Genomic DNA, 24,636 nt, shown 5'->3' with positions numbered 1-24,636 from the left:
CCAATTGGCAGCGAACCATCCCACCCGTATATGAACAATAGTCTTTTGACGGGATGAGCAACTTGGAAAACAAACCAAAGTTTCAGCCGCCACCCGTTTCCTGGAATGGGAAACCATCCCTTCAGTCAACGGCACAGCCAAAACAGGCATCAAGAGCTATAGGTGCCGCCAAGCCGACCAGTGCACCCCCACCCGTTGTCTGGGCCGGTCAGCCACTGGCAACTGCACAAAAGAAAACCACGCAGACGCCCCCGCTTATCACGCAGCCGCAGCAGAAAGCACCGCATAGCTTCGTTCAGGCTGCATCCCGGCCGCTTATATCGCCACCGCCGGTGCTGCCTTCCGGGCCAGCACACAGTAAAACAGCCATCCAACCAAAACTATCCCAGGTTGGGCATCAGCCGCCCAGCATGGCCAGTGCTTTCTCTGTGCGTAAGGCTCCGTGCTGTCCCCAGCACAGCCCCCCATCAATAACGGGTTCGCATCCAAAACAGACAGTCATCCAGCGGATGACCATGCCTTCTATTTTTCCCATTAATGATAAAGCGCAGAAAATATTTCAAAAATCGATGGATGCAACTCAGGACGACCTGAAGGGCAATTCTCAATCGAAAGGCAAGCGCAAATTCGAAGAATTTGAAAGCGACGACATCGACAGCATAAGCAAAAACTATGTAACATCAACTACAGGTGTTTATGCATTTTTAAAAATTAATGGAAAATTCGTTTCGTTCGGCAGAAACAAAAAGGCTGGAAGTCAATTAATATTCGAAGAAATTGGACATGTGAATCAAAAGGGGGTTAAAGATAATTTTCACGCTGAGGATTGGTGTATTCAAAATTTCAAAGATAGTTATTTAAATTCAAATAAAAGTCTTAGTGACTTTTTATCGGAAAAATATCCAAACACAAACAATACAGGCACACCAGGAAAGCATGTATTTTCTATAAGAATCAGTTACTCGTCGTGCCTTGGCTGCACAACAACAATTCGTAACTTCAAAAATTGGCTGGATGCAAAACTTGGTTCGCAGAATTTTATTCTGCGGGTCAAATTTCTTCGTCCATATTCTGTAGCCGTAACATTGAAAAATAAAAAGACCCAATCGGCATCTAATTTTATCAGCTCAATTGGAGGCTTACAGGAATTTCAAATTCCGGTACGTTTCCAACCTGAGAGCTCCGCAATTAAAATGTATAAAAAATTAAAAAATACAGATAATATTGCCGAAAACCACCAGGGAATTGACAACATACTTAATACAAAACAGATGGATTATTTATCAAAAACTTGGACAGATATGGGAGTAAATAGAAAGGGAACCCCAAGCCTTCTATCATCAACAAGCATCAGTACTTCCTCTATTACTGGAACCGGTGTAAGCATGGCCACAAGTAGCGCAACGCCATTTACGCCACAGAGTACCGTTTCTTTTACAATAGGGGCCACACCCACAGTTCCCAAAACAAAAGCAAAAAGGCACTTTTTACGGCGGAAATGAGGAGGTCTCCCTGATTGGGAGAGAGTCCGACAGGGCGACTTCCTGTCGGGCACCGGCAGCCTGATAAAATGCCGCTGGCATAGGGTTTGACGATCGCGCGCGATGGGTCCATATCGGCTTGCTACAAAGCCGTTTTCCCAGCGACAGGCCCGACCTTGACGACCAGCCGCTTTACCGCCGCCGCCTCCCCCACCACCGGCGCCCGCCAGGTGGCGAACTGGTTGCTACTCTGTGCGGCCATGGTCTTCGCCATGGCCATTATCGGCGCCATCACACGGTTGACGGAAAGCGGGCTTTCCATCACCGAATGGAAGCCGATCAGCGGCGCCATCCCGCCCTTGTCAGAGGCGCAATGGCTGGCAGAATTCGAGAAATACAAGCAGATCCCCGAATATCAGGTGCTGAACCGGGGGATGAGCCTGGAAGAATTCAAGCATATCTTCTTCTGGGAATGGTTCCACCGGCTGTGGGGCCGGCTGATCGGCATTGTCTTTGCCGTGCCGCTGGTCTGGTTCGCCGTGAAAGGCATGATCTCCCGCCCCATGCTGCCCCGGCTGGTGGGGTTGTTCCTGCTGGGCGGGCTGCAGGGTTTCATCGGCTGGTTCATGGTGCAATCCGGCCTGTCGGAACGCACCGACGTGTCGCATTACCGGCTGGCCATGCATCTTTCCATGGCGCTGATCCTCTATGCCCTGTTGATCCGTACCGCGCTCAGCCTGCGCCATCCGGGGGCGGGGGCGCGGGCGGAACTGGCCCCGCTGGTCTGGCACGGGCGGGCGGCCCTGGCGTTGGTGGGGATCACCGTGGTTTGGGGGGCCTTTGTCGCCGGGCTGGATGCCGGCTTCGCCTATAATACCTGGCCGACGATGAATGGCGATTTCATGCCGCCAGAGGTCTGGAACCTCTCCCCCGCCTGGCTGAATTTCCTGGAAAATACCGCCGCCGTGCAGTTCACCCATCGCTGGCTGGCCATTGCGACGGCGCTAACCGTGCTCACCTATGTCTGGCGCATCGGCCAACGCCATGATGTGGCCGCCCGCGCCAAACAGGTGGCACTGGGGCTGGCGGCATGTGTGCTGGCCCAGGTGGGGCTGGGCATCACCACCCTGTTGCTGGCCGTGCCGGTGGCGTTGGGGGCCGCCCACCAGGGCGGGGCCATGGTGGTGATCGGCTTGCTGGTCTGGTCACTGCACACGCTGCGCCGGCCGGGGGTGTGAAAAACCCTACACCCGCTCAAACCGCGCCGGCTTGCCAAAGAAGCGGGTTGCCAGCGGGGTGATGCGGCCGGCCTCCCCCGTGGTCAGGAACTGCACCTGCCCGCTGCCCGGCTGGTCGAATTCCGGGTGACGTTGCAGATAGGCGGCCAGACTGCGCGCCGTCAGGTCCGGTTGCGACAGCACCTCCACCCCGCGCGGCAGGGCGTCGATAAAGGCATCCGCCACCAGCGGGTAATGGGTGCAGCCCAGCATCACCGCCTGGGGCGCCGCCCCCTCCAACTGGCCCAGCAAGCCATCCGTATAGCGATGGATGGCATCGCGTACCTGGGCCGGCGGGGCATCGCCTTCGATCAACCGCACCAGTTCCGGGCAGGCCTGCTGCACCACCCGCACTTCCGGGGCGCGGTGGCTGATTTCGCGCGGATAGGCGCCACTGTCCACCGTGCGGCTGGTGGCGAAAATGCCGATGGTGCGCGGCGGCCCGGCGGGGCGATCGGCGGCCAGATCGGCCATCCAGGGCACGCCGGTAATGGCCTCCACCATCGGCACCAGCACGCCCAGCACCCGCCGGCCGGGATAGGCCCCGTCCAGCCAGGTCTGTTGCAGGCGGCGCAGGGCCACGGCCGAGGCGGTGTTACAGGCCAGCACCACCAGCCGTGCCCCCTGGTCGAACAGGCGGGACACGCTGTCCAGCGTCAGTTGATAAATTTCTTCCGGGGTGCGGTCGCCATAGGGGGCGAAATGATGATCGCCGAGATACAGGAAATCATGCGTCGGCATGGCATCATGCAGCGCCCGCAGCACTGTCAGCCCCCCATGGCCGGAATCAAACACGCCGATCATGAAACAGGTCCGCTCCCCACTGCCGATTTCCTGGGTTTATCATGGGAAGATGGCGATGGAAGGGCCATTGCGACAGGGCTGACCCTTGCCAAGCGCCCCCCGTCTGTGCGTAATTCCCTGCGCGCTTATCAAGGCATACCCTGCGCTGGAGATATTTCCGCACCATGTCCGTGCTGTCGTCCCGTACCCTTGTCGCCGCCGCCCTGCTGTTCAGCGCCGGCACCGCCTATGCCGCCCCCGACAAGAGTGAGCCGGTCGGCCCGACCATGGGGGACATTGTGCGGCAGGCGTCCCAGCCAGCCCCCACGGCCGCCGCCCCACTGCCCGCCGCCACGAACCTGCCCACCATGGGCGATATCGTGAAGCAGACGGAAGCCCAGGCCAAGGCCGCCCAGCGCGCCGCCCCGGAAGGCTGCACCCGGCCCAAGCTGCCGGGCGACGTGCCCGATGGCACCAAGGCCACGGAAGAAGAAATCCGTCAGGCGCAGCTGCGCGTGAAGGCCTATGTCAGCGAGTCGGAAGAGTTCAACCGCTGCCTGGATAAATTGGTGCAGGCCAATTACAGCCGGCTGTCCGTGCATGAATATCTGTCGCTGACAGCCCAGCATGACCTGACCATCTCCGCCATGCAGCTGTTCGCCGAACGGTTCAATGTGCAACTGCGCGCCTTCAAGGCCCGCAATAACGGCGCGGCACCGGCGGCCAAGCCGTAAATAATCCCCTATTCCGCTGCCAGGGCCGTCAGAACCGGTTCCGGCAGCGGCTGGTCGAAGACGATATGGGCCAGGGTGGCGGATTTGCCGCGCACCCGGAAGCCCAGCGGCTGGCCGATGCGGGGCAGGATCACCTGCCCACGTGCTTCCGGCTCCAGCGCCAACCCTGACAGGCTGGCCCCACCGGCCGACAGATCCACCAGCCGGGCCGGCTGGGCCGCCGCCCCTTCCAGCCTTGTTTCACAGGGAATATCAACGTTATAGCGTCTGGCCCCGCGCCGGTCGGCATCGGGGGTGGCCGTGCGGACTACCCGCACCAGCAGCTTGTGCAACTCCTCAATGGCGCCGGCCACGGCCGTGGCATTGCCGCTGACCATCTGGGCCTGGCTGCCACTTTCCGCCGCCTCCCGCGCCACGTCCCCGATCAGTTCCGCCACCTCCCGCGCGGCGGCGGTGGTTTCCTGCACATTGCGGCTGATTTCCCGCGTCGCGGCCGCCTGTTGCTGCATGGCCCCGGCAATATCACCGGCAATGGCGTCAATTTCCGCGATACGGCTGCCGATCCCCTCCACCGCCTGCACGGCATCACCGGTGGCCCGGCGGATATCCTGGATGCGGGTGGTGATGGCGTCGGTGGATTGCGCCGTCAGCGTCGCCAGATGCTTCACCTCCCCCGCCACCACGGCAAAGCCCTTGCCGGCCTCCCCGGCCCGCGCCGCCTCGATACTGGCATTGAGCGCCAACAGGTTGGTCTGGCTGGCGATCTGGGCGATCAGGGCCGCCATCTCCCCGATACCATCCACCTGCTGGCGCAAGGTTTCGATCACGCAGGCGACATCGTGGCCTTGGGCCACGGCCGCACCGGTACTGTCGCTGGCATGGGTGATCTGGGCGGCAATGTCGTGGATCGTGGCCGACAGTTCCTCTGTCGCCGCGGCAACCGCCTGGGCATTGGCCAGCGCCTGTTCCGCCGCCGCCGCCACCCCGCCAGAGGCTTCGCCCACCCGGCCGGCCCGGCTGGCCAATATGTCGGCATCATCCGTCATGGCATGGGTGCGGGCCGCCACATCGGTCACCGCCCGTGCACTTTCGCGTTCCACCGTTGCCGCCATCATCTGCACGGCGCGCTGGCGTTCGGCGGAAACGCGGCGTTCGCATTCCGCCGCCTCCTCCGCCGAACAGGCCAGCCGGGCGCGCAGCACCCGCAACCGATCCGTGACGGGGGCGAATTCCAGAATGGCGGCTGGCTCAATCGTGTGGCTGCGCGGATCGCGGGTGATAGCTTCCAGATGCTGGCATAGCCGCGCCAGGGGTGCCCGGATGGACAGGCGCAGCAGCCAGCCGGCCAGCACGGAAAACAACAGCGCCACCACCCCCAGGGCGATGAAGTCCCCATTCAGCCCCTCGATCCGCGCCAGCGCGGCCGCCACATCGGGCTGTGCCCCGGTCAGATCACCCCGCAGGCGGGACAATCCGACCAGACCGATACCGCCCAGCCCCGCCATGGCCAGGAACATGCCCAGAAAGGCGCCATGCAACCGGCTGCCGATGCTGCGCCAGAACAGCCCCAAACGCCCGGCCAGCCTTGTCGGCCGCAACTCGCCATGGTGCAGCCGTACCGACAGCGCATCACCCCGGCGCATGGCGGCGTAAAGCTGTTCGGCCGCCGCCACATCGGCCCGTTCCGGCCGGGTGCGCACGGACAGAAAGCCGGTGACGGTTCCCCCCTCCACCACCGGCGTCACATTGGCCCGTACCCAATAGAAACGCCCATCCTTGCGCCGGTTCTTCACCAGCCCCTCCCAGGGGCGACCGGCCTTGATGGTGGTCCACAGGTCGGCAAAGGCCGGTTTGGGCATATCGGGATGACGGACAATATTATGTGGCCGGCCAATCAGTTCCGCCTGCGTGAAGCCGGATGCCTTAACGAACGCCTCATTGGCGAACTGGATGCGTCCCTGCGGGTCCGTCCGCGATACCAACACATCCTCGGCCGATACCAGCCATTCCTGTTCCGCCATGACCCCGCCCCCAGTCTGAATTGCGGCGGGAATTTAAGTAAAGTCATGTCCCCTGAATTTGACGTAGATCAGACTGACGATGTATTTCGCCCTTACCGGGCAATGTTCATCATGAGAAAAAGGATAGGTGTAGCAATATTGCACAATCATTAATCTCTAATGGCATTTCCATGGCAGCGATTTTTCTTCAAATGCGGCAGAACATTTCGTTCACCGAAGAAAATTTCCTCATAGATTCAATATGCTGTGAGCAGACCAGGGGATTGCCAAAGAAAAACCCCCGGCGGATGTCTCCGCCGGGGGTCTTCGCATTCAGGCCAGTTCGGCTGAACGGCGTGGGACTTAGAAGTCCATGCCGCCCATACCGCCCATGCCACCCATACCACCCGGAGCGCCACCACCAGCGGCCGGCGGCTGCGGCTTCTCGCCGATCATCGCCTCGGTGGTGATCAGCAGGCCGGCGATGGAAGCGGCGTCCTGCAGGGCAGCGCGCACAACCTTGGTCGGGTCGATGACGCCGAACTTGAACATGTCGCCATATTCGCCGGTCTGGGCGTTGAAGCCGTGGTTGGTGTCAGCCTGCTCCAGCAGCTTGCCGACGATCACGGAACCGTCGAAACCGGCGTTCTGGGCGATCTGACGGACCGGGGCCTGCAGGGCCTTGCGGACGATGTCGATGCCGAACTTCTGGTCTGCATCGGCAGCCGTCAGCTTCTCCAGGGCGCGGGTGGCGTACAGCAGGGCTGCGCCGCCGCCGGCGACGATGCCTTCCTCAACCGCAGCGCGGGTGGCGTGCATCGCGTCGTCAACGCGATCCTTGCGCTCCTTCACCTCAACCTCGGTCGCGCCACCGACGCGCAGAACCGCAACGCCGCCGGCCAGCTTGGCCAGACGTTCCTGCAGCTTCTCACGGTCATAGTCGCTGGTGGTTTCTTCGATCTGGGCCTTGATCTGGGAGATGCGGGCCTCGATGTCAGCCTTGGCGCCTTCACCATCAACGATGGTGGTGTTGTCCTTGGAGATCGTGACCTTCTTAGCGCGACCCAGCATGTCCAGGGTCACGTTTTCCAGCTTGATGCCCAGATCTTCGCTGATGACCTGGCCGCCGGTCAGGATGGCCATGTCTTCCAGCATCGCCTTGCGACGATCACCGAAGCCCGGAGCCTTCACGGCGGCGATCTTCAGGCCGCCACGCAGCTTGTTGACCACCAGCGTGGCCAGGGCCTCGCCTTCCACATCCTCGGCCACGATGACCAGCGGACGGGAGGACTGCACGACGGCTTCCAGCACCGGCAGCATGGCCTGCAGGCCCGACAGCTTCTTTTCGAACAGCAGGATGTAGGGGTTTTCCAGGTCCGCGACCATCTTGTCGGCGTTGGTCACGAAGTAGGGCGACAGGTAGCCGCGGTCGAACTGCATGCCTTCGACGACATCCAGCTCGGTCTCCAGGCTCTTGGACTCTTCGACCGTGATCACGCCTTCGTTGCCGACGCGGGCCATGGCTTCGGCGATCTTCGCACCGATGAAGGCTTCACCGTTGGCGGAGATGGTGCCGACCTGGGCGATTTCGTCGTTGGTCGTTACCTTGCGGGAACGGGCCTGGATGTCGGCCACGACGGTGGCAACAGCCAGATCAACGCCGCGCTTCACATCCATCGGGTTCATGCCGGCGGCAATGGCCTTGGCACCTTCACGGACGATGGCCTGGGCCAGCACGGTGGCGGTGGTGGTGCCGTCGCCGGCCAGATCGGCCGTCTTCTGCGCCACTTCCTTCACCATCTGGGCGCCCATGTTCTCGAACTTGTCAGACAGTTCGATTTCCTTGGCGACCGAGACACCGTCCTTGGTGATGCGGGGAGCGCCGAAGCTCTTCTCGATCACGACGTTGCGGCCCTTCGGGCCCAGGGTCACCTTCACGGCGTCGGCCAGAATGTCCACGCCGCGCAGCATCTTGGCGCGGGCGTCGGAGCCGAACTTAACTTCCTTGGCAGCCATTGTTTTCGTCCTTCGAATGAATAGGGATCAGATAGGGTTCAGTGAACCGACTCAGGCGTTCAGCACGCCCATGATGTCGCTTTCCTTCATGATCAGGTATTCGACACCGTCGATCTTCACTTCCGTACCGGACCACTTGCCGAACAGAACGCGGTCGCCGGCCTTCACGTCCAGGGCGATCAGCTTGCCGGATTCGTCACGGGCACCGGTACCAACCGCAACCACCTCGCCCTCCTGGGGCTTTTCCTTGGCGGTGTCGGGGATGATGATGCCGCCGGCAGTCTTCTGCTCGGATTCGACGCGCTTGACCACGACGCGGTCGTGCAGCGGACGGAACTTCATGGATCTCTCCCTGAGATAGGCAAAAGTATAAGGCGCAAGCCTTGTGTTAGCACTCACGCCCAGTGAGTGCCAAAGACCTATTCATCGCCCCCCCTCCTGTCAAGGGCGCACTTGTCATAATTCGGGGGCATCTGGATGACAGTTTGGCAGCACTCTGGCGATGATGCTGCTAATCATTTGATATAAAAGGATATATTCACAAACTCACAAAATGGTGCCACGCTTCCCATGGTGCATTGCGGCACCGGTTTGCAAGGGGAAGGAGGTTCCATGGGCATTTCGGCTTCAACCCTGTCCATCCCAGGGCAGGATGTCTCATCCCTGTCCCGGCAGTTGCGGGATTATCGCCTGACCACGGCGGAAATCCTGTATCACATGCCCGACCATCCGGGCCTGCTGCAAACCTATATCTGGCAGGAGCTTGATCTGGCCCCCCGTTACCCGGTGCTGCGCCGATTCCTGGATTTCTGGGGCCGGGAACTGGATGGCAAGCTGCATTCCGTGCGCGTGGCCCAGCTGGATATCGTCTCCCCCGGCCGGATGCGCCATATTGATGCGCTGCTGACGCTGCAATAGGGGGCCAGGGCGGGCGGGACAGCGGTTGCACAGGCGGCTGGACAAACACGCCTGTTCATTGCATCCCATTGCGGCCATTTCCGCATCCGGGGTGTCCCGCCCATGCTTGCCCTTCTGTTCCGCTGGTTGCGCAGCCCCCGGCCCCGCGTGGGGCAGGCGTCCATGGCGCGGCGGCTGCTCTGGCTGATGGGCTGGGTGTTCGCCGTTTGCACCGGCCATGTCATTGCCATGGTCTGGCTGGAAGGCATGGGGCTGGGCGATGCGCTGTGGCTGACGGCGACCACCATCGTCACCGTCGGCTATGGCGACCTGTCGGCCAAAACCGATGCCGGTCGGTTGGCCACGGTGGGCTTTCTCTATGTCGGCGGCATCTTCGTGGTGGCCAGCCTGGTGTCGGCCCTGGTGGAATGGCGGGCGGATCAACTGGAACGCAAGGCCGGCGGGGCCTGGGGGTGGAACTTGTCCAACCATCTGCTGCTGATCGGGGAACCGTCCGGCGATATCACCCAGCATATCGGCCGGCTGGTCGATCAGGTGCGTGCGCATGAGGATTGGGCGGGTGTACCCGTGCTGCTGCTGACCCGGGCGTTTGCTGACAGCCGGCTGCCATCCAGCCTGGGGGACCGGGCCATTGTGCATGTCACCGGCAGTGCCGCCGACCCGCAGGCCCTGGCCCGCGCCACGCCGGAAAAGGCCCGCGCCATGCTGGTCTTTTCTGCCTCCGAAACCGATAGGGAGGCCACCGCGCGGGTGCTGGATACGGTGCTGCGCCTGCGGGAGGTGAATGCCACCGCCCCCATCATCGCCGAATGCGTGGATGCCGGCGACCGCGACCGGCTGGTCCGGCTGGGTGCCGCGCAGCCGATGCGGGTGATGCATGGTTATCCCGAAGCCGCCGCCCGCGCCATTGTCAGCCCCGGATCGGAAGCGCTGATCGAACAGCTGTTCACGGCGGAAGGCGATGAATGCCGCCGCATCGACCTGCCCCGCCCCTGGTCCGGCCCCTGGCTGGACCTGTTGACTCGCATCGCCGGGGCCGGCATCGGCACGCCCATCGGCTATCGCTGTGCCGATACGGGCGCGGTGCTTTCCAACCCGCTGGGCCGGCAGATCAAGGCCGACGCCCTGTTCCTGATTGTCGGGGACGACCGGCAGGCCAGGGCGGCGGCCGATGTGATGCGGCTGCTGTTCGGGTAAATCAGCCGCCCTGGATCAGAAGGGGCGCACGATCACCAGGATGACGATGCCGATCATCAACAGGGTCGGCACTTCATTCAGGATGCGGAAGAATTTCTGCGGCTTGGTATTGGCGTCCTGCGCGAACAGGCGGACATATTTTGACAGCACGCCATGCACGCCCGACAGCACCAGCACCAGGGTCAGCTTGGCATGAAGCCAGCCCTGTCCCTTCAGCAGGTCGGGGTTCAGGGCGATCATGCCGATGCCGAAAACCCAGGTGGCGATCATGGCCGGGTTCATGATCGCCTTCAGCAGGCGGCGTTCCATCACCTTGAAGGTTTCCGATTGCGGCGACCCGGCGGGTGCTTCGCAATGATAGACGAACAGGCGTGGCAGATAGAGCTGTGCCGCCATCCAGGCAATGACGCTGATGACGTGAAGGGCCTTGATCCACAAATAATAATCAGCCATGGCGTTTTCCGCTCCCGTTCCGGCCGGTCCTGTATCCCGATGGACCTTTGCCCTTTTCGATCCGCCAGGGCTAGATAACATCGCGCCGCATGGGGGCATAGCCCCCTCACGGCCAAACTGTTTCAACAGGGTACGTGTGAAAAGGTTGTTATGCTGGCGTGTGCCTTTATAGTTAACACCTTCGGCGCCAGCGCGGCGCAAGGGAACGCATGATGGCCGACACCAGCGAACAAGCCGCCAGTGAGGAAGTCGCCGCCGTCGCAGCGGAAGAGGCGCTGTTCGATGACAGTGCGCGCGACGCGTTGCATATCTTGCCCATGGGCATGTTGCCGCTGGAAACGCCGGGCCTGCGCCGGGCCAAGCTGATCAAGAATGCCCGGCTGGAAACGGTGGTGGAGGTGTTCCACGACCGCCAGACCGGCAGCGGCCAGATCAACCCCGACCATCTGGGCAGCCTGTTCCCCAGCCATGCCAAGGCCCTGCGCGCCGACATGGCGCAGATCAACAAGCTGGTGCGGATCAACAGTTTCGATGTCTATACCCTGCGCAAGGAACTGCGCCGGGTGGGCATCGCCGTCAATGACGCCAAGGCCTTACAGCTTTCCGACAGCAAGCGCGCGGAACTGACCGGCTATATGAAGGATTTCACCCGGCCGCTGCTGCAGCAGGTTTATGGCACAGAAGAACGCCAGATCGGCGATGTGGCCGACATTCTGGCCATGCTGGCCAACCCGGACCGGGACGAGGCGCTGACCAACCTGCGCCTGTTGTCAGAAAAGCTGAAGGTCAAGCTGAACGAAATCCCGGATTTTCTGGAGGATTACGGCGACGTCTTCCTGTCGCTGGCCTATTTCCGCTCCTGCCTGGATGGCATTGTGCCGGAAGTGCAGAAATTCATGAAATGGGCCAATGAGCCGAAAAGCAGCGAGCTGATTTCCCGCGACCGGCTGGTGATGAAGATGCTGGCCGATGTGCAGACGAAACTGACCTCCATCACCACTTCCATCACCGGGCGTTTTGAAGCGTTCGATCGCCGCAGCAAGGATTTCTGGAACGATATCAGTGCTGAAAGCTTCCGCGCCGTGCGCCACCAGATTGAAAGCCACCATGTCACCATCGGCGGCGTGCTGTGCGGGCTGGCGGTGAAGATGGCGCTGTGGAAGGCCCGCTTCCCCCAGGGCGGGGGCGGGCCGCAGAAGCGGGTGGAATTTGTCCGTTCGGAAATCCTGCCCGGCCTGGACCATATCCAGGCCATCGAATCGGCGGCTTCCGGTGTGAAGTAACCGCCTTTTCGCCCTAATCGGGCGGCACAACCTCAATACAGCATAACCCGGAAGACAGGGTTGCCGTGGCATCGCTTTCCAGGCGATGGCAGGGGCCTTTATGGTGATGCCCGTCTTACCCTTTTCCCGCCGGATGCCCCCGTTGAGTGAGCTGACCGCCCCGCCCCGTTTCCGCCCCAGTGGGGAGCCGCCGCGCCCGGTGCGCCCGCCGCCGCCGGAACGCCGTCCGCCCTCGCCACCACCACCGCGCCCACCCCGGCAGCGGGCGGAAGGTGGCAAGGGCGGCAAAGGGGGAAAAGGTGGCTGGGGCCGGCGTATCCTGACGGTACTGGCCGTGCTGGCCATCTGGGTGGGCATGGCCGGTGCCGGCCTGATCGCCTATTTCGCCTATGATCTGCCTGATATTTCCCAGGTCGCCCAGGCCGACCGGCGCCCGGCGGTAACGCTGCTGGCGGCCGATGGCACGCCGTTCCACCGGTTTGGCGACCTGCGCGGCGAAACGCTGGATGTCTCCCAATTGCCGCGTCATCTGATCGATGCGCTGGTGGCGACGGAGGACCGGCGGTACTGGAGCCATTTCGGCGTCGATCCGCTTGGCATTGCCCGCGCCTTCTATGCCAACCACCGGGCTGGGCGCACGGTGCAGGGCGGGTCCACCCTGACCCAGCAGCTGGCCAAGAACCTGTTCCTGACCCCCGACCAGACCCTGCGCCGCAAGGCGCAGGAGGCGTTGCTGGCCATCCGGCTGGAACATGAATATAGCAAGGAACAGATCCTCACCGCCTATCTGAACCGGGTCTATCTGGGGGCCGGTACCTTCGGTATCGATGCGGCGGCCCGCACCTATTTCAACAAATCGGCGCGCGACCTGAACCTGCGGGAATCGGCCATCATTGTCGGGCTGCTGAAGGCCCCCTCGCGCTATGCCCCCACCGCCAACCCCGACCGGGCCACACGGCGCATGGGCGTGGTGCTGCGGGCCATGGAGGAAGAGGGCTATATCACCGAGGCGCAGCTGCAGGCCGCCATGGCCCCCCCGCCGGATGAAAAGCGGGACGAGGTGCCGGATGGCGACGGGCGCTATCTGGCTGGCTGGGTGGCCGATCAGGTGGCGGGCTTCGTCGGTGCCGATCACGGCGATCTGGTAGTGCGCACCACCTTTGACGGCAATCTGCAGCGCATCGCCGATGCCCAGGTGGCGGCGATGCTGGCCGGACCGGGGGCGGAGGCCAATGTCGGCCAGGCAGCCGCCGTGATCATGGCGCCCGACGGGGCCGTTCATGCCATGGTCGGCGGGCGCGGCTATGACAAGAGCGAGTTCAACCGCGCCACCCAGGCGCTGCGCCAGCCCGGCTCCTCCTTCAAGCCCATCGTCTATCTGGCGGCCCTGGAGGCGGGGTGGAGCGAGAACAGCACCATCCTGGATGCGCCCTACACCAAGGGCAAATGGCATCCCGGCAATTATGACGGCAAGTTCCGGGGTGAGGTGACGCTGAGCACGGCGCTGGCCAATTCGCTGAACACCGCCACCATCCGGCTGATGGAGGCGGTGGGCGTGGATAATGTGCGCAATGCCGCCAAACGGCTGGGCCTGACCACCACCATGCGCCGCGACCTGTCGCTGGCGCTGGGCACGTCGGAAACCACGCTGCTGGAACTGACCGGTGCCTATGCCACGCTGGCCAATGAAGGCCAGGGTGTGATCCCCTATGCCATCACCGAAATCCGCGACACATCCGGCAATGTGCTGTACCGGCGCCAGGGCTCCAGCGCTGGCTATGCCGTGGCCGCCCCCTATGTGGAGGCGATGAACCGCCTGCTCTCCGGCCCCGTTGAACGCGGCACCGGCAAGGCCGCCAAGCTGGACCGCCCCACCGTGGGCAAGACCGGTACGACCCAGGATTACAAGGATGCCTGGTTCGTCGGCTATACGGCCGATCTGGTGGGGGGTGTCTGGCTTGGCAATGATGATGGCAAGCCGATGAAGAAGGTCACTGGCGGCGGCCTGCCGGCCAAACTGTGGCATTCCATCATGGTGGAGGCCCATCAGGGCCTGCCGGCGCGCGGCCTGCCCGGCCTGAACCGGGTGCCGACGGATGATCCCATCGGTGCCCTGCTGGCCCAGCATCCCGGCGATGGCATGGAGACCACGGCCGATGCCGGCATCGCGGAGGTGCATTCCGAACCGCTGGGCGAACCGCCCCCGCCGGAGCCGGAACCCACCAGCGGCGACCCGATCGGCAACCTGCTGCGCCGCCTGACGGGCAAACAATAGGAATTGCGGTGAGTCCTGATGCTTCCCGATTGCACCGCCAGCCGGAATTGCCGACTGTGAAGGGGGAATTCTGTCGTCAGTCGGGTGGAAATGCGGATGATCGGCCGGTGGCTCTGTCTGGTGGTGGCACTGTTCTGGCTCGGCAGCCCGGCCTGGGCGGGCGGGGTGCTGCATCGGGGAAACGGGTCGGAGCCGCAATCACTGGACCCGCATAAATCCACCGGCGAGTCGGAAGGCTGGATTCAGCGTGACCTGTTCGAACCGCTGCTGACGGTGGATGCCAAGGGCGCGCTGATCCCCGGTGCGGCGGAACGCTGGACCATCAGCGATGATCTGCTGACCTATCGCTTCCATCTGCGGCCAGAGGGGCGTTGGTCCGATGGCAGCCGGGTGACGGCGGATGATTTCGTCTTTGCCTGGCGCCGCCTGCTGGACCCCGCCACCGCGTCGCCTTATGCCTTCTATCTCTGGCCCGTAAAGAATGGCCGGGCGGTGGCGGAAGGGCGCCTGCCGCCCGAGGCACTGGCCGTGCGGGCGGTGGACAGCCTGACCTTCGAGGTGGAGCTGGCAGCGCCCACCGGCTATTTCCTGGCCGCCCTGCAATATCCCGCCACCGCCCCGCTCAGCCGCGCCAATCTCGCGCGGTACGGCGATGGCTTCACCCAGCCGGGCCGGCTGCTCTCCAACGGGGCCTTCACGCTGGCGGCGGCGGTGCCGCAGGACCATGTGAAGCTGGTGCGCAACCCGCGTTTCCACGATGCGGCCAATGTCAGCCTGGATGCTGTCTATTTCTACCCGACGGAGGATCAGGAAACCGAGCTGAAGCGGTTCCGCGCCGGGGATCTGGATGTCACCTATGATGTGCCGGCGGCACAGCTGGGCTGGATACGGGAGAATCTGCCCGGCGCGCTGCGCACCGCCCCCTTCCTGTCCACCTATTTCTATTATTTCAACCTGCGGCGGGAGCCATGGAAATCCAGCCCGGAACTGCGTCTGGCCCTGTCCCTGGCCATTGACCGGCAGGTGATTGTGGAGAAGATCACCCGCGCCGGGGAGGCACCGGCCTATACGCTGACCCCGCCCGGCACGGATAATTACCAGCCGCCGGCCCCGGCCTGGGCCGGCTGGTCGCAGGCAAAAAGGGAAGAACTGGCCCGCAGCCTGATCCGCAAGGCCGGCTATGGTCCCGGCGGCAGGCCGCTGGAAGTGGAAATCCTGTTCAACAACAATGAGCTGCACCGCCGCATCGCCATCGCCATGGAAGCGATGTGGCGACAGGTGCTGGGCGTGCGGGGACGGCTGGTCAACCAGGAATGGCGGGTGCTGCTGGCCAACCGGGCGCAGGGGCAATTCAGCGACGTGGTGCGCGGCGGCTGGATCGGCGATTACAATGACGCGTTCAGCTTCCTGTCCATCCTGCAATCCGGGGCCGCCGGCCAGAACCACGCCGCCTATGCCAATGCCGATTATGACCGGCTGCTGATTGAGGCGGCAGCCCAGGGCGACCCGATGCGCCGCCGCGCCCTGATGGAACAGGCTGAAACCCAGCTGCTGGCCGATGCCCCCATCATCCCGCTTTACACCTATGTCACCAGCCATCTGGTGGGCGCCCAGGTGCGGGGCTGGGAAGACAATATCCGCGACCTGCACCTGTCCCGCTATCTGTTGGTGGTGCCGAAGGGCTGATCTGCAACGGATAAAGGGATCGCTGGCATTTATTCTAAATGAAACGTTTTTTGTCACCGAAACGAAACTAAAATAAACGATATCGGCTGACGCGAATTTCCCAAGCCCGACACCCGCCCTTGCCGCTACCCAGCCATGTGACAGGGGCGTTTACCATTAAGGGCTTGTTTACCGTGTGGACGTGAATGTTCCCGCCAATTCACTGGTCTTTTTACAACCAGGATGGGTCATGAGTCCGCGTCGTTCGCAACAGCCCCCCAGCACCAGCCCAGAGGTGCGTCCATCGCCCCGCCGGCTGGCCCTGGTGCCCCCGGAAAATCCCCCCCCTGCGACCGCAGCGGCCGGTATGCCGTCGCTGAGCGCGGAAGAGGAAATGTATGCGCGCGCCGCCCTGGCCTGCTACGCCAAGGCGCTGGCGACCGACGATCCCGATCTGGTGACCAACCTGCTGGAGGCTGGCGCCTGGTTCGCCCGCCTGGGCAATAACGGTAGTAATTGAGGGTCAGACCCTCAAAACATCATTTCCAGCACGCGGTCGCGTGGGGTGTGCCCGTCAACGAAGGTCTTGATGTTGACGATCACCTTTTCCCCCATATCCAGCCGCCCCTCGATGGTGGCGGAGCCCATATGCGGCAGCAGCACCACATTATCCAGCTTCAGCAGCTTGGGATTGATGTTCGGTTCATCCTCATAGACATCCAGCCCGGCGCCGGCGATTTCCTTCATCTGCAGCATCCGGGCCAGGGTCTCTTCCTCCACCACCTGCCCGCGGCTGATATTCACCAGGATGGCACTGGATTTCAGCAGGCCCAGCCGGCGGGCATTCAGCAGGTGATATGTCGCCGGCGTGCGCGGGCAGGTGACGGCGATGATATCCATGCGCGCCAGCATCTGGTCCAGGCTTTCCCAATAGGTGGCGTCCAGTTCCGCCTCCACCTGGGGATGCACGGATTTACGATTATGATAATGGATGGACAGGCCGAAGGCCTTGGCCCGGCGGGCCACGGCCTGACCGATGCGGCCCATGCCGATAATGCCCAGCCGTTTGCCGGCCAGCCGCGCGCCCAGCATGACGGTCGGTGCCCACCCTGTCCACTGGCCCGCCCGCACCAGCCGCTCCCCCTCTGACAGGCGGCGCGCCGTGGCCAGGATCAGGGCCATGGTCATGTCGGCCGTATCTTCGGTCAGCACACCCGGCGTGTTGGTGACGGTGATGCCGCGCGCCCGCGCGGCACGCAGGTCGATATGGTCCACGCCATTGCCGAAATTGGCGATCAGCTTCAATTGCGGCCCGGCCTGGCTGATCAGCGCCTCGTCAATCGTGTCGGTGACGGTGGGCACCAGCACATCCGCCGTCTCCACCGCCTGGCGCAGTTCATCACGGCTCAGCGGATGATCATCCAGGTTCAGCCGCGCGTTGAACAGCTCCATCATCCGGGTTTCAATCGCATCAGGCAATTTGCGGGTGACGATGATGAGGGGCTTCTTACGCTCGGCCATGCTGTCATCTCCCTGATTGCCGCAGGTCCGCAGGGGGCGGCTTTCGCTTAGCAGTAGCAAGCGGGGGCGGAACTGTCCAGGCGGGCGCGGGGTGCGCAGCCGGTACCGTCAAAAGATAATCCGCGTCGAAGGCTTGACCGGGGAACTGTCGGGCGGCACAAAGGACGAATGCTTGGGTGATATATCCCTTCCGCAAGAATGCTGGGGCCGGGTTTGGGTGTTTTCAAGGGCATAGGAATGCGTGACCGGACACGACAGGGTTGGGGGCGGCCTTTGCTGCTGGCGGCCATCCTGCTGCTGTCCTGGCTGTCCCCCACCCTCACCAACGCCCAGGAGACAGACCCGCGCAAGGATATGATCGTGCGCAGCGGCCTGCCGGTGCCGCGCTTTGTCTCCCTGCGCTCGAACGAGGTGAATGTGCGCGCCGGTCCCGGCCGGGCCTATCCCATTGAATGGGTGTTCGTGCGCGCCGGGATGCCTGTGGAGATCACGGCGGAGTTCGACACCTGGCGGCGCATCCGCGATGTGGATGGCACCCAGGGCTGGGTGCATCAATCCATGCTATCAGGCCGCCGCACCCTGGTGGTGACCAAGGAAATCCGCACCATCCGGGAACGGCCCAACAGCAGTGCCGCCGCCGTGGCCCAGGCGGAACCGGGCGTGATGGGGCGGTTGGTTTCCTGCAAGGGGGATTGGTGCGAGGTGGAAATCCAGGGCTATAACGGCTGGATGGAACGCGGCGATTTCTGGGGCGTGCGCCCGGATGAAAAGCTGGAAGATTGATGACCGTTCCACCCGGCGGCCGCAGCCGGCCGCCGGGTTTGCCGACAGATCAATCGGTCAAATCTTCCATGGTCTGGCGGACAACGCGGACGATCTCCGCACCGCGTTCGCGCATATTCACACCTGACGCATTGGCGATCACCGACAGTTCCACCTCTGTCGTCGGGGCGTAACGGGCGATCTCCGCCACCAGGGAGCCGGGCAGCACCGTTTCCTTGTCGATTCCCAGATTGCGCGCCATTTCGGCCCGCCAGCTGTTCAGCGCCGCCTGGATGGCGGTTTCGATCTGGGCCTGCTCCTCCTTGCGGCGCAGGTCGCGGTAATGGATCAGAATGCGCCAGCCGCCGGGGACATAGGCGGTGTCAATCCGCTCCGTTTCCACCGAACGCAGGAAATGGGCAATCCGCTGCTCATCCTCCTCTGTCTGCGTGTCCCGGATCGTGAAAGTACGGAATTCCAGATTCATGCTGCGCATCCATGTTGGAAGGGCTGCCCGGTCCGGGGGCATGACCCGCGTTCCTGGAGTATAGTCCGTCACTATATCCTTAGACTATGACAGTGGCATCACCTTCCGTATGGGAATTGTCGCTTCAGTGCTTTCCCAAAAGCGAACGGCCCCGGCGGAGGAAACCGCCGCACCAACCGTCATGAATTATGATCGTTGGTATTGGCCGATCCCTGTAGGCGCGCCGATAATCGTAACAGGTCATCGGGCCCTTCGCGTCGCCATTGTGCAAAGGCGAACGGTTTGCCATGATCCGATGCGGGGCGGGGATGTCCGCCACCCCCTTGCCGGATACCGCAGACAAGCATGGCCGCCAGCGCCGAGATCGAAGACCAGGCATCCCGGGCAAGCCCCGTGGGACGCGCGGAAAATGCCCACCCGCCGGTCGATCTGGGCGGGCGATGCGAGATCATGCCCGCATCCCCCCTGCCGGGGCTGGATTCGCCGGGTGGCGCCGCCTATGCCGCCCGCATCAACCGTGATCGCAAGACGGAATGTTTCGCCATCGTCACGGACCGGCCGGTGCCGGCACGCATTGATATGATGAGCAGCTTCCGCTCCATCGATAATCCGGTGGTGCTGCGCCTGCTGGATTGGGGCACGGTGGAATGGACACCGGAGGGACGGCGACGCTTTGTGCTGATCTATGAACGGCCGGGCGGGCGGCGGGTGATGAATGCCCTGGCGGATATGCGGGAGCCGTTCAGCGACGATCAGATCGTGCGCGGGCTGATGCCCACGTTGCTCTATGCTCTGCGGGAAATGAATGCCCGGGGCATGACCTGCGGCGCCATCCGCCCGACCAACCTGTTCTTCAAGGAACCGAGCTCGGGTGTGGTGATGCTGGGCGATTGCCTTTCCACCCCCGCCGGTTACGGTCAGCCGGTCCTGCTGGAAACCATCGAGCGCTCCCTGGCCCAGCCGGCGGGGCGCGGGCCGGGGACGGTCGGCGATGATCTCTATGCCCTGGGCGTCACCCTGCTGGTGCTGCATCTGGGCCGCACGCCGTTGCCCGAGATGGATGATGACGCCGTCCTGCGCCTGAAGATGGACAAGGGCACCTATCCGGCGCTGACCGGGCATCTGCGCCTGCCGCAGGGGCTGCTGGAGCCGTTGCGCGGCCTGATGACGGATGATCCCAAGCAGCGCTGGACCTTGTCAGACCTGGACCTGTGGCTGCAAGGCCGGCGCCTGTCGCCCAAACAGCCCCAGGTGCCGCGCCGGGGCGCGCGGCCCTTTGAATTCCAGGGGGAGCAGCTGATGCATTGCCGCTCCCTGGCCCATGCGCTGGCCCGCAACAGTGCAGCCGCCGCCCCGCTGATCGAACGGGGCGATGTGGAAAAATGGGTGCGTCGCGCCGTAGGCGATGAGACGCGGGCGGAGCTGGTGCAGACGGCCATCACCTCCGCCTCTGTCGGTGGCCGCAACGCCACCCAGGAAGACAAGCTGGTCGCCCGTGTCACCACGGCATTGGACCCCGTCTCCCCCATCCGCTATCGCGGCATATCGGTGATGCCGGACGGGCTGGGCCCCGCCCTGGCGGAGGCAGTGTGGCAGAATGCCAGCGTTCAGCCCTATGCCGAACTGGTGCTGTCGCAGTTGCCCATGTTCTGGGTGAATTGCCAGAGCGATTTCCGCCCCGAATATGTGCCGCTGATCCAGTCGTTCGACGGGTTCCGTGCGCTGCTGGAACATGTCGGCATGGGGTTCGGGATCGAACGCATCCTGTATGAGCTGTGCCCGGCCTGCCCCTGCCTGTCGCCGGCGATCCGCGATTATTATGCGCTGACCCCGGCGGAGCTGTTGAGCGCGCTGGACCATCTGGCCACCAAGCCGTCGCGGGGCCGCGATCCGGTGGATCGCCATGTCATCGGCTTCATCACCACCCATCACAAAAAGCTGAATGACCGGCTGTTGAACCCGCTGGCCGGCCAGCAGGATCCGGCCCGGCGGATGATCGCCATTATCAGTATCCTGGCCGATGTGCAGGACAGGTTCGGGCCGGCGCGTCTGCCCAATCTCTGCGGCTGGCTGGTCAGCCTGATGGACCCGGTATTCAAACGTTTCAAGAATCGGGAAACGCGGGAGCGGATGAAGGCGGAGGTGGCGCAGGCCGCCCGCGAGGGTGTGCTGGAAGCGCTGGTCCGCATCGTCGATAACATCGAGGCGATTCGCGCCGACGATAAGGGTTTCCTGACCGCGATGCGGCAATATGAAAACCTGACCCGGCAGATCGAACAGCTGAAATCCGGTGCCTATGTCCGTTCCGATGCCGCCGATCATGCGGGCAAGCAGGTGGCGGCCATCGTCACCTCCGTCATTGCCGGGCTGACCCTGATCGGCACCATCATCTTCATGCTGAAAGGGTAAGCGGCATGACCTACAGCTACCAGCGGCGCAAACGCCGGGGCGGGCGCGGTCTGATGACGCTGCTGATCCTGCTGCTGCCAGCCGCCCTGGTCGTTCTGCCGACCAGCATGTTGCTGATCGCCGGGCTGATTCCCACCATTGTCGCCATCATCGTGGATCGTGACACGGAAAAATCGGCCGCCCTGACGGTGGGGGCGATGAATCTCTGCGGGGTGGCGCCCTTCATCGTCCAGCTCTGGCAACAGGGGCACACGGTGACCCTGGCCATGCGGATGCTGACCACGCCCCATACCTGGCTGGTGATGTTCGGGGCGGCGGCCCTGGGCTGGCTGATGTATTTCTTCATTCCCCAGATCGTGGTGGCGGTGGCCAGCCTGCGCGCCCAATCCAAGATCAAGGAGCTGGAGGAACGCCGCGCCCTGCTGATCGCCGACTGGGGCACAGAGATCATGGCCCGCCCCGATGCAGACAAGGCCGAACCGGCGGGATTGATGGATAATCTGGGCGAAAGCGACGAAAAGCGCAGCTAACAGATTTCCGCACTTTAAACCGCAATCATATCTGGCAATACTTACCGCATTCTCACGACGCGGTATGCAATGATCCACACCCCAATCCATAACCGACAGCAGCACCGCATGGAAGTACGATCCATGGTCGCCTGCCTGCTGTCGGGCCTGCTGGTGGCGACGCTGCCATCAGGCAGCGCAAACGCGGAGGCGGTGGCCGGGTCGGTTGCAAGCGATGCGCAAGCCTGGCTGCCGGCCAATATGCTGGTCATTATCCTGTTGGGCATGACCAGCGCCATTGCCCTGATGCGGCTGGCTGCCATGCAGCTGCGCTTACAGCGGGAGGTGCAGGCGCATCAGGCGCTGGAGCGGCATTTCCGTGCCTTGATGGCGCTGGACGGGCTGACCGGACTGCCCAACCGACACAGCTTTCTGGATCAGGCCGCCGCTGCGCTGGCCGCCAGCGTAGCCCAGCGGCAGCCGCTTTGCCTGTTGCGGATTGATATTGACCAGTTCCATCAGATCAATGATCGGTATGGCCAGTTGGCGGGGGATGATCAGCTGACCAGCTTGGCCCGATCGCTCTATGAACAGCTGGAAGGTGCGGGCCTGGCGGCCCGCATGGGGGGCGATGAGTTTGCCATGCTGCTGCCCGGCACCAGCCTGCCGGCAGCGGAGGCTCTGGCGGAGCGTGTGCGGGCGGAAGCGGCCGGTACCCCTGCGGTTGCTGAAACGGGGATAACCATCAGCATCGGTATCGCGTCAGCCCAGGCAAACGGGAAGCTTGACCTGTTGCTGGCCCAGGCCGGCCGGGCTCTGGCCGATGCAAAACGCGCCGGAGGCAATCAGGTCGCTGTGGCCCGGTTACCCGATGAAGCGGCATACCCTTTGCACAGGTAATGGTAGGCTTTCAACGGGAGATGCCCGCCATGTATGACCGCCTTACCCGCCCCGCCCCCCCCAAACCAAGCGCGTTGGCGCCGCGGACCGCACAAAACCAGCCGACCCGTCCCAAGGATGGTCTGCCGGCCGGGCTGCGTCTGCTGGATGATGCCCGGCACGATGTGGCGCTGGGGGAAATTCTTGCCGCCCTCTCGGCACAATCTGCCGAGCCGCCGGCCTCCACCCGTCTGCGGGAGGTAGAAGATGCCATCCGGCGCCATTGGGCGGTTCTGCGCAATCTGGTACGCGAACATGCCGAGTTGAGCCAGCAGGGGCTGCGTAATCCGGTGGAGGATTCCTTGCCGCCAGTGCGGCCAAAGAAAGCTACGCTTTACACCCCACCCCGGCGGGTTGTGGCGGCGGAGTAATACCAGTCCGCCAAGGTTTCAACCCTTGGCGGACTGGGGGCTGGCGACCGCCAGCCCGGCGTTCGTCCACCCGTCAAGCCAATCATCCTGAGGGCAGTGCGTAGAATGGGCCGGCAGTCGCCGGCCTGACCCCCGCCTGAAGTCAAGCTTTAGGCGGGGAGGTATAATATCAACGGTCAAAATTCTTGACCGTTGATACGGCGGCGACTGCCGCCGCGCGGCCCATGCCGCGTAGCCAAGCCAGCGGATGCTGGCGCCGGCAATTGAGGGGAACGAAAGCGTGACCATGGGTCATGATTTCGTGCCGCTGGTATAATAATACCAATCTCCCTCTATCGTGACCGATCCAGGGAGATTTTTCGTTCACTCATGCGGCGGGCGGGCGCGTCCGCGCCCTTCGCTTGCGCCGCACGTGCGGCGGGCCGGCGGTCGCCGGCCTCCAACCCGCCGAAAGGTCAACCTTTCGGCGGGTTGGTGTAAAGCGGATGCTTACGCCTCAGCGTCCGGGTGTTCCTTCAGGATGTCGATCAGCGACTGCCAGCGGCCCAGCGACACGAAATGGGCATAGACCAGACCGATCCAGTTACGCTTGCGCCATTCCAGGAACACTTCGTCCGGCAGCGCATTGAACTTCTGCTCGTCGATGATGCGGAAGCCCGACAGCGACAGACGCTTGCCACCCGGCGTCACCACATCGGCGCGCTGATCGACCAGCAGATCGCGCGCGGCCAATTCCTTGCAGAATTCCTGCGTCAGGCGGGCAGAGTTGTTGAAGGTGACGCAGTAATTGAGGATTTCTTCCCCTTCCGGCGTGCCCTGGCCATCCTTGAACAGCGGCACCTCATAGTCGGGGCCGACCAGATTGGCGTCCTCTTCCATGATCAGGATCAGGCGCTTGTCTTCCGGCACCTCGACCAGCAAGAACGGATAGCGCTGGATATAGGCCGGCACCAGCGTATTGGGGCGCCACTTGCCATCCTTGTCCACAAACAGGTTCTGCCCGGCGCGCAGGCCCAGCAGCGCCATCACGGCCGGGCTGTCGCCGCCGGTGAAGACGATCGGGTAGAAAGCCTGCAGCTGCGGGATTTCCTCGGCCAGAATCGGCACCGCGTGCACATCGGCGGCATAGCGGAATTCGCGGTTATTCTTCACCTTCCAATTGCCATGGCGCTCGGCGCTCACGGGAACCGGGTTGGTGTAGAACAGCGGCATCGAGGGGGCGTCGGCGTTGTCGACGTCGGTCATCTTGGCAAATCCCGGCAAATGGCAGGTGGCCAGTTCGGCAGGCCACCCGGTTTCAGATGAGGTTCTCAACTGCCGGAAAGATACCCCGCCTGTCAATGCCGGTGCGAGTGATCTTTGGCCGAAAACTGGCAGAAAAGGAGCGAAAACAGCATCGAGAAGCGCTGATTTAACGCATTTACCATTGAAATGGCCGTGACCATGGCTTCCTCCTGCCTGTGCATGGGCTGTTCTTGCCCGTTTCTTCCCCATCATGGGCGCGATCATGGCTTGACGTCGATGACCGGTTCACTACAGTCGTTGTAACGGAAAGT

The 24,636-nt window shown here is 63.0% G+C and carries 22 protein-coding genes; 14 read left to right on the top strand and 8 right to left on the bottom strand.

Annotation, left to right across the window (positions count from 1 at the left end; all coding sequences use genetic code 11):
• Positions 1-53: 53 nt before the first annotated feature.
• Together CHB97_RS25710 and CHB97_RS00200 are read left to right on the top strand one after the other, a co-directional pair.
• The gene (locus tag CHB97_RS25710) at positions 54-1,502 is read left to right on the top strand and encodes a hypothetical protein (RefSeq protein WP_160105426.1); all 1,449 of its coding nucleotides are present in this window, start codon (positions 54-56) and stop codon (positions 1,500-1,502) included.
• Positions 1,503-1,657: 155 nt separating this feature from the next.
• Complete coding sequence (locus tag CHB97_RS00200; RefSeq protein WP_089285927.1) at positions 1,658-2,719, top strand: COX15/CtaA family protein; 1,062 nt, start codon at positions 1,658-1,660, stop codon at positions 2,717-2,719.
• 6 nt (positions 2,720-2,725) lie between these two features.
• Here CHB97_RS00200 and murI read toward each other — a convergent pair whose 3' ends face one another.
• The gene (murI, locus tag CHB97_RS00195) at positions 2,726-3,562 is read right to left on the bottom strand and encodes a glutamate racemase (protein ID WP_089285926.1); all 837 of its coding nucleotides are present in this window, start codon (positions 3,560-3,562) and stop codon (positions 2,726-2,728) included.
• Between the two features lie 164 nt (positions 3,563-3,726).
• Between murI and CHB97_RS00190 the strand changes: the two genes are divergently transcribed.
• Positions 3,727-4,275 carry a hypothetical protein gene (locus tag CHB97_RS00190; protein ID WP_089285925.1) on the top strand — a complete coding sequence of 183 codons (549 nt, stop codon included), beginning with the start codon at positions 3,727-3,729 and terminating at the stop codon, positions 4,273-4,275.
• A gap of 8 nt (positions 4,276-4,283) precedes the next feature.
• On the opposite strand, the gene CHB97_RS00185 is transcribed toward CHB97_RS00190, so the two are convergent.
• The 3 genes from CHB97_RS00185 to groES form a co-directional block, all read right to left on the bottom strand.
• On the bottom strand, positions 4,284-6,296 hold the full coding sequence (locus CHB97_RS00185) for a methyl-accepting chemotaxis protein (RefSeq protein WP_089285924.1): 2,013 nt from the start codon (positions 6,294-6,296) through the stop codon (positions 4,284-4,286).
• 342 nt (positions 6,297-6,638) lie between these two features.
• The gene (gene groL, locus CHB97_RS00180) at positions 6,639-8,291 is read right to left on the bottom strand and encodes a chaperonin GroEL (RefSeq protein ID WP_089285923.1); all 1,653 of its coding nucleotides are present in this window, start codon (positions 8,289-8,291) and stop codon (positions 6,639-6,641) included.
• A 51-nt stretch (positions 8,292-8,342) separates the two neighbouring features.
• Positions 8,343-8,633 carry a co-chaperone GroES gene (gene groES, locus CHB97_RS00175; protein ID WP_089285922.1) on the bottom strand — a complete coding sequence of 97 codons (291 nt, stop codon included), beginning with the start codon at positions 8,631-8,633 and terminating at the stop codon, positions 8,343-8,345.
• 270 nt (positions 8,634-8,903) lie between these two features.
• Between groES and CHB97_RS00170 the strand changes: the two genes are divergently transcribed.
• On the top strand, positions 8,904-9,209 hold the full coding sequence (locus CHB97_RS00170) for an usg protein (protein WP_089285921.1): 306 nt from the start codon (positions 8,904-8,906) through the stop codon (positions 9,207-9,209).
• A 102-nt stretch (positions 9,210-9,311) separates the two neighbouring features.
• Entirely contained in the window at positions 9,312-10,406 is a 1,095-nt protein-coding gene (locus tag CHB97_RS00165; RefSeq protein ID WP_089285920.1) for a potassium channel family protein, read from the top strand.
• A 15-nt stretch (positions 10,407-10,421) separates the two neighbouring features.
• On the opposite strand, the gene hemJ is transcribed toward CHB97_RS00165, so the two are convergent.
• Complete coding sequence (gene hemJ, locus CHB97_RS00160) at positions 10,422-10,859, bottom strand: protoporphyrinogen oxidase HemJ (protein WP_089285919.1); 438 nt, start codon at positions 10,857-10,859, stop codon at positions 10,422-10,424.
• Positions 10,860-11,068: 209 nt separating this feature from the next.
• Between hemJ and CHB97_RS00155 the strand changes: the two genes are divergently transcribed.
• The 4 genes from CHB97_RS00155 to CHB97_RS25705 all read left to right on the top strand — a co-directional run bounded on the left by CHB97_RS00155 (position 11,069) and on the right by CHB97_RS25705 (position 16,602).
• The gene (locus CHB97_RS00155; protein ID WP_244559329.1) at positions 11,069-12,142 is read left to right on the top strand and encodes a hypothetical protein; all 1,074 of its coding nucleotides are present in this window, start codon (positions 11,069-11,071) and stop codon (positions 12,140-12,142) included.
• 133 nt (positions 12,143-12,275) lie between these two features.
• Positions 12,276-14,417, top strand: coding sequence for a transglycosylase domain-containing protein (locus CHB97_RS00150; RefSeq protein WP_089286825.1), 2,142 nt, complete (start codon positions 12,276-12,278; stop codon positions 14,415-14,417).
• Positions 14,418-14,513: 96 nt separating this feature from the next.
• A complete protein-coding gene (locus CHB97_RS00145; protein ID WP_244559328.1) occupies positions 14,514-16,103 on the top strand; it encodes a peptide ABC transporter substrate-binding protein in 1,590 nt (529 codons plus the stop codon).
• 229 nt (positions 16,104-16,332) lie between these two features.
• On the top strand, positions 16,333-16,602 hold the full coding sequence (locus tag CHB97_RS25705; RefSeq protein ID WP_143270654.1) for a hypothetical protein: 270 nt from the start codon (positions 16,333-16,335) through the stop codon (positions 16,600-16,602).
• A gap of 11 nt (positions 16,603-16,613) precedes the next feature.
• On the opposite strand, the gene CHB97_RS00140 is transcribed toward CHB97_RS25705, so the two are convergent.
• A complete protein-coding gene (locus tag CHB97_RS00140; RefSeq protein WP_089285916.1) occupies positions 16,614-17,603 on the bottom strand; it encodes a D-glycerate dehydrogenase in 990 nt (329 codons plus the stop codon).
• 237 nt (positions 17,604-17,840) lie between these two features.
• On the opposite strand from CHB97_RS00140, the gene CHB97_RS00135 reads away from it, so the two are divergent.
• On the top strand, positions 17,841-18,386 hold the full coding sequence (locus CHB97_RS00135) for an SH3 domain-containing protein (protein WP_089285915.1): 546 nt from the start codon (positions 17,841-17,843) through the stop codon (positions 18,384-18,386).
• 49 nt (positions 18,387-18,435) lie between these two features.
• Here the strand turns inward: CHB97_RS00135 and CHB97_RS00130 are convergent, their stop codons facing one another.
• Positions 18,436-18,852, bottom strand: a complete 417-nt coding sequence (locus CHB97_RS00130) for an HRDC domain-containing protein (RefSeq protein WP_089285914.1) — start codon at positions 18,850-18,852, stop codon at positions 18,436-18,438.
• Positions 18,853-19,302: 450 nt separating this feature from the next.
• Between CHB97_RS00130 and CHB97_RS00125 the strand changes: the two genes are divergently transcribed.
• The 4 genes from CHB97_RS00125 to CHB97_RS00110 all read left to right on the top strand — a co-directional run bounded on the left by CHB97_RS00125 (position 19,303) and on the right by CHB97_RS00110 (position 23,080).
• Positions 19,303-21,261 carry a serine/threonine protein kinase gene (locus CHB97_RS00125; protein ID WP_244559327.1) on the top strand — a complete coding sequence of 653 codons (1,959 nt, stop codon included), beginning with the start codon at positions 19,303-19,305 and terminating at the stop codon, positions 21,259-21,261.
• Positions 21,262-21,266: 5 nt separating this feature from the next.
• Positions 21,267-21,791, top strand: a complete 525-nt coding sequence (locus CHB97_RS00120) for a hypothetical protein (RefSeq protein WP_089285912.1) — start codon at positions 21,267-21,269, stop codon at positions 21,789-21,791.
• Positions 21,792-21,899: 108 nt separating this feature from the next.
• Entirely contained in the window at positions 21,900-22,670 is a 771-nt protein-coding gene (locus CHB97_RS00115; protein ID WP_160105425.1) for a GGDEF domain-containing protein, read from the top strand.
• 29 nt (positions 22,671-22,699) lie between these two features.
• Positions 22,700-23,080, top strand: coding sequence for a hypothetical protein (locus CHB97_RS00110; RefSeq protein ID WP_089285910.1), 381 nt, complete (start codon positions 22,700-22,702; stop codon positions 23,078-23,080).
• Between the two features lie 489 nt (positions 23,081-23,569).
• Here the strand turns inward: CHB97_RS00110 and CHB97_RS00105 are convergent, their stop codons facing one another.
• Positions 23,570-24,325, bottom strand: coding sequence for a SapC family protein (locus CHB97_RS00105; RefSeq protein ID WP_160105415.1), 756 nt, complete (start codon positions 24,323-24,325; stop codon positions 23,570-23,572).
• Positions 24,326-24,636: the final 311 nt, after the last annotated feature.

The organism is Azospirillum sp. RU38E (assembly GCF_900188385.1).
In the GTDB taxonomy this organism is placed as follows: Bacteria; Pseudomonadota; Alphaproteobacteria; order Azospirillales; family Azospirillaceae; genus Niveispirillum.
Note: the sequence above shows the minus strand (reverse complement) of the source record. Positions and strands in the feature narration are given on the sequence as shown.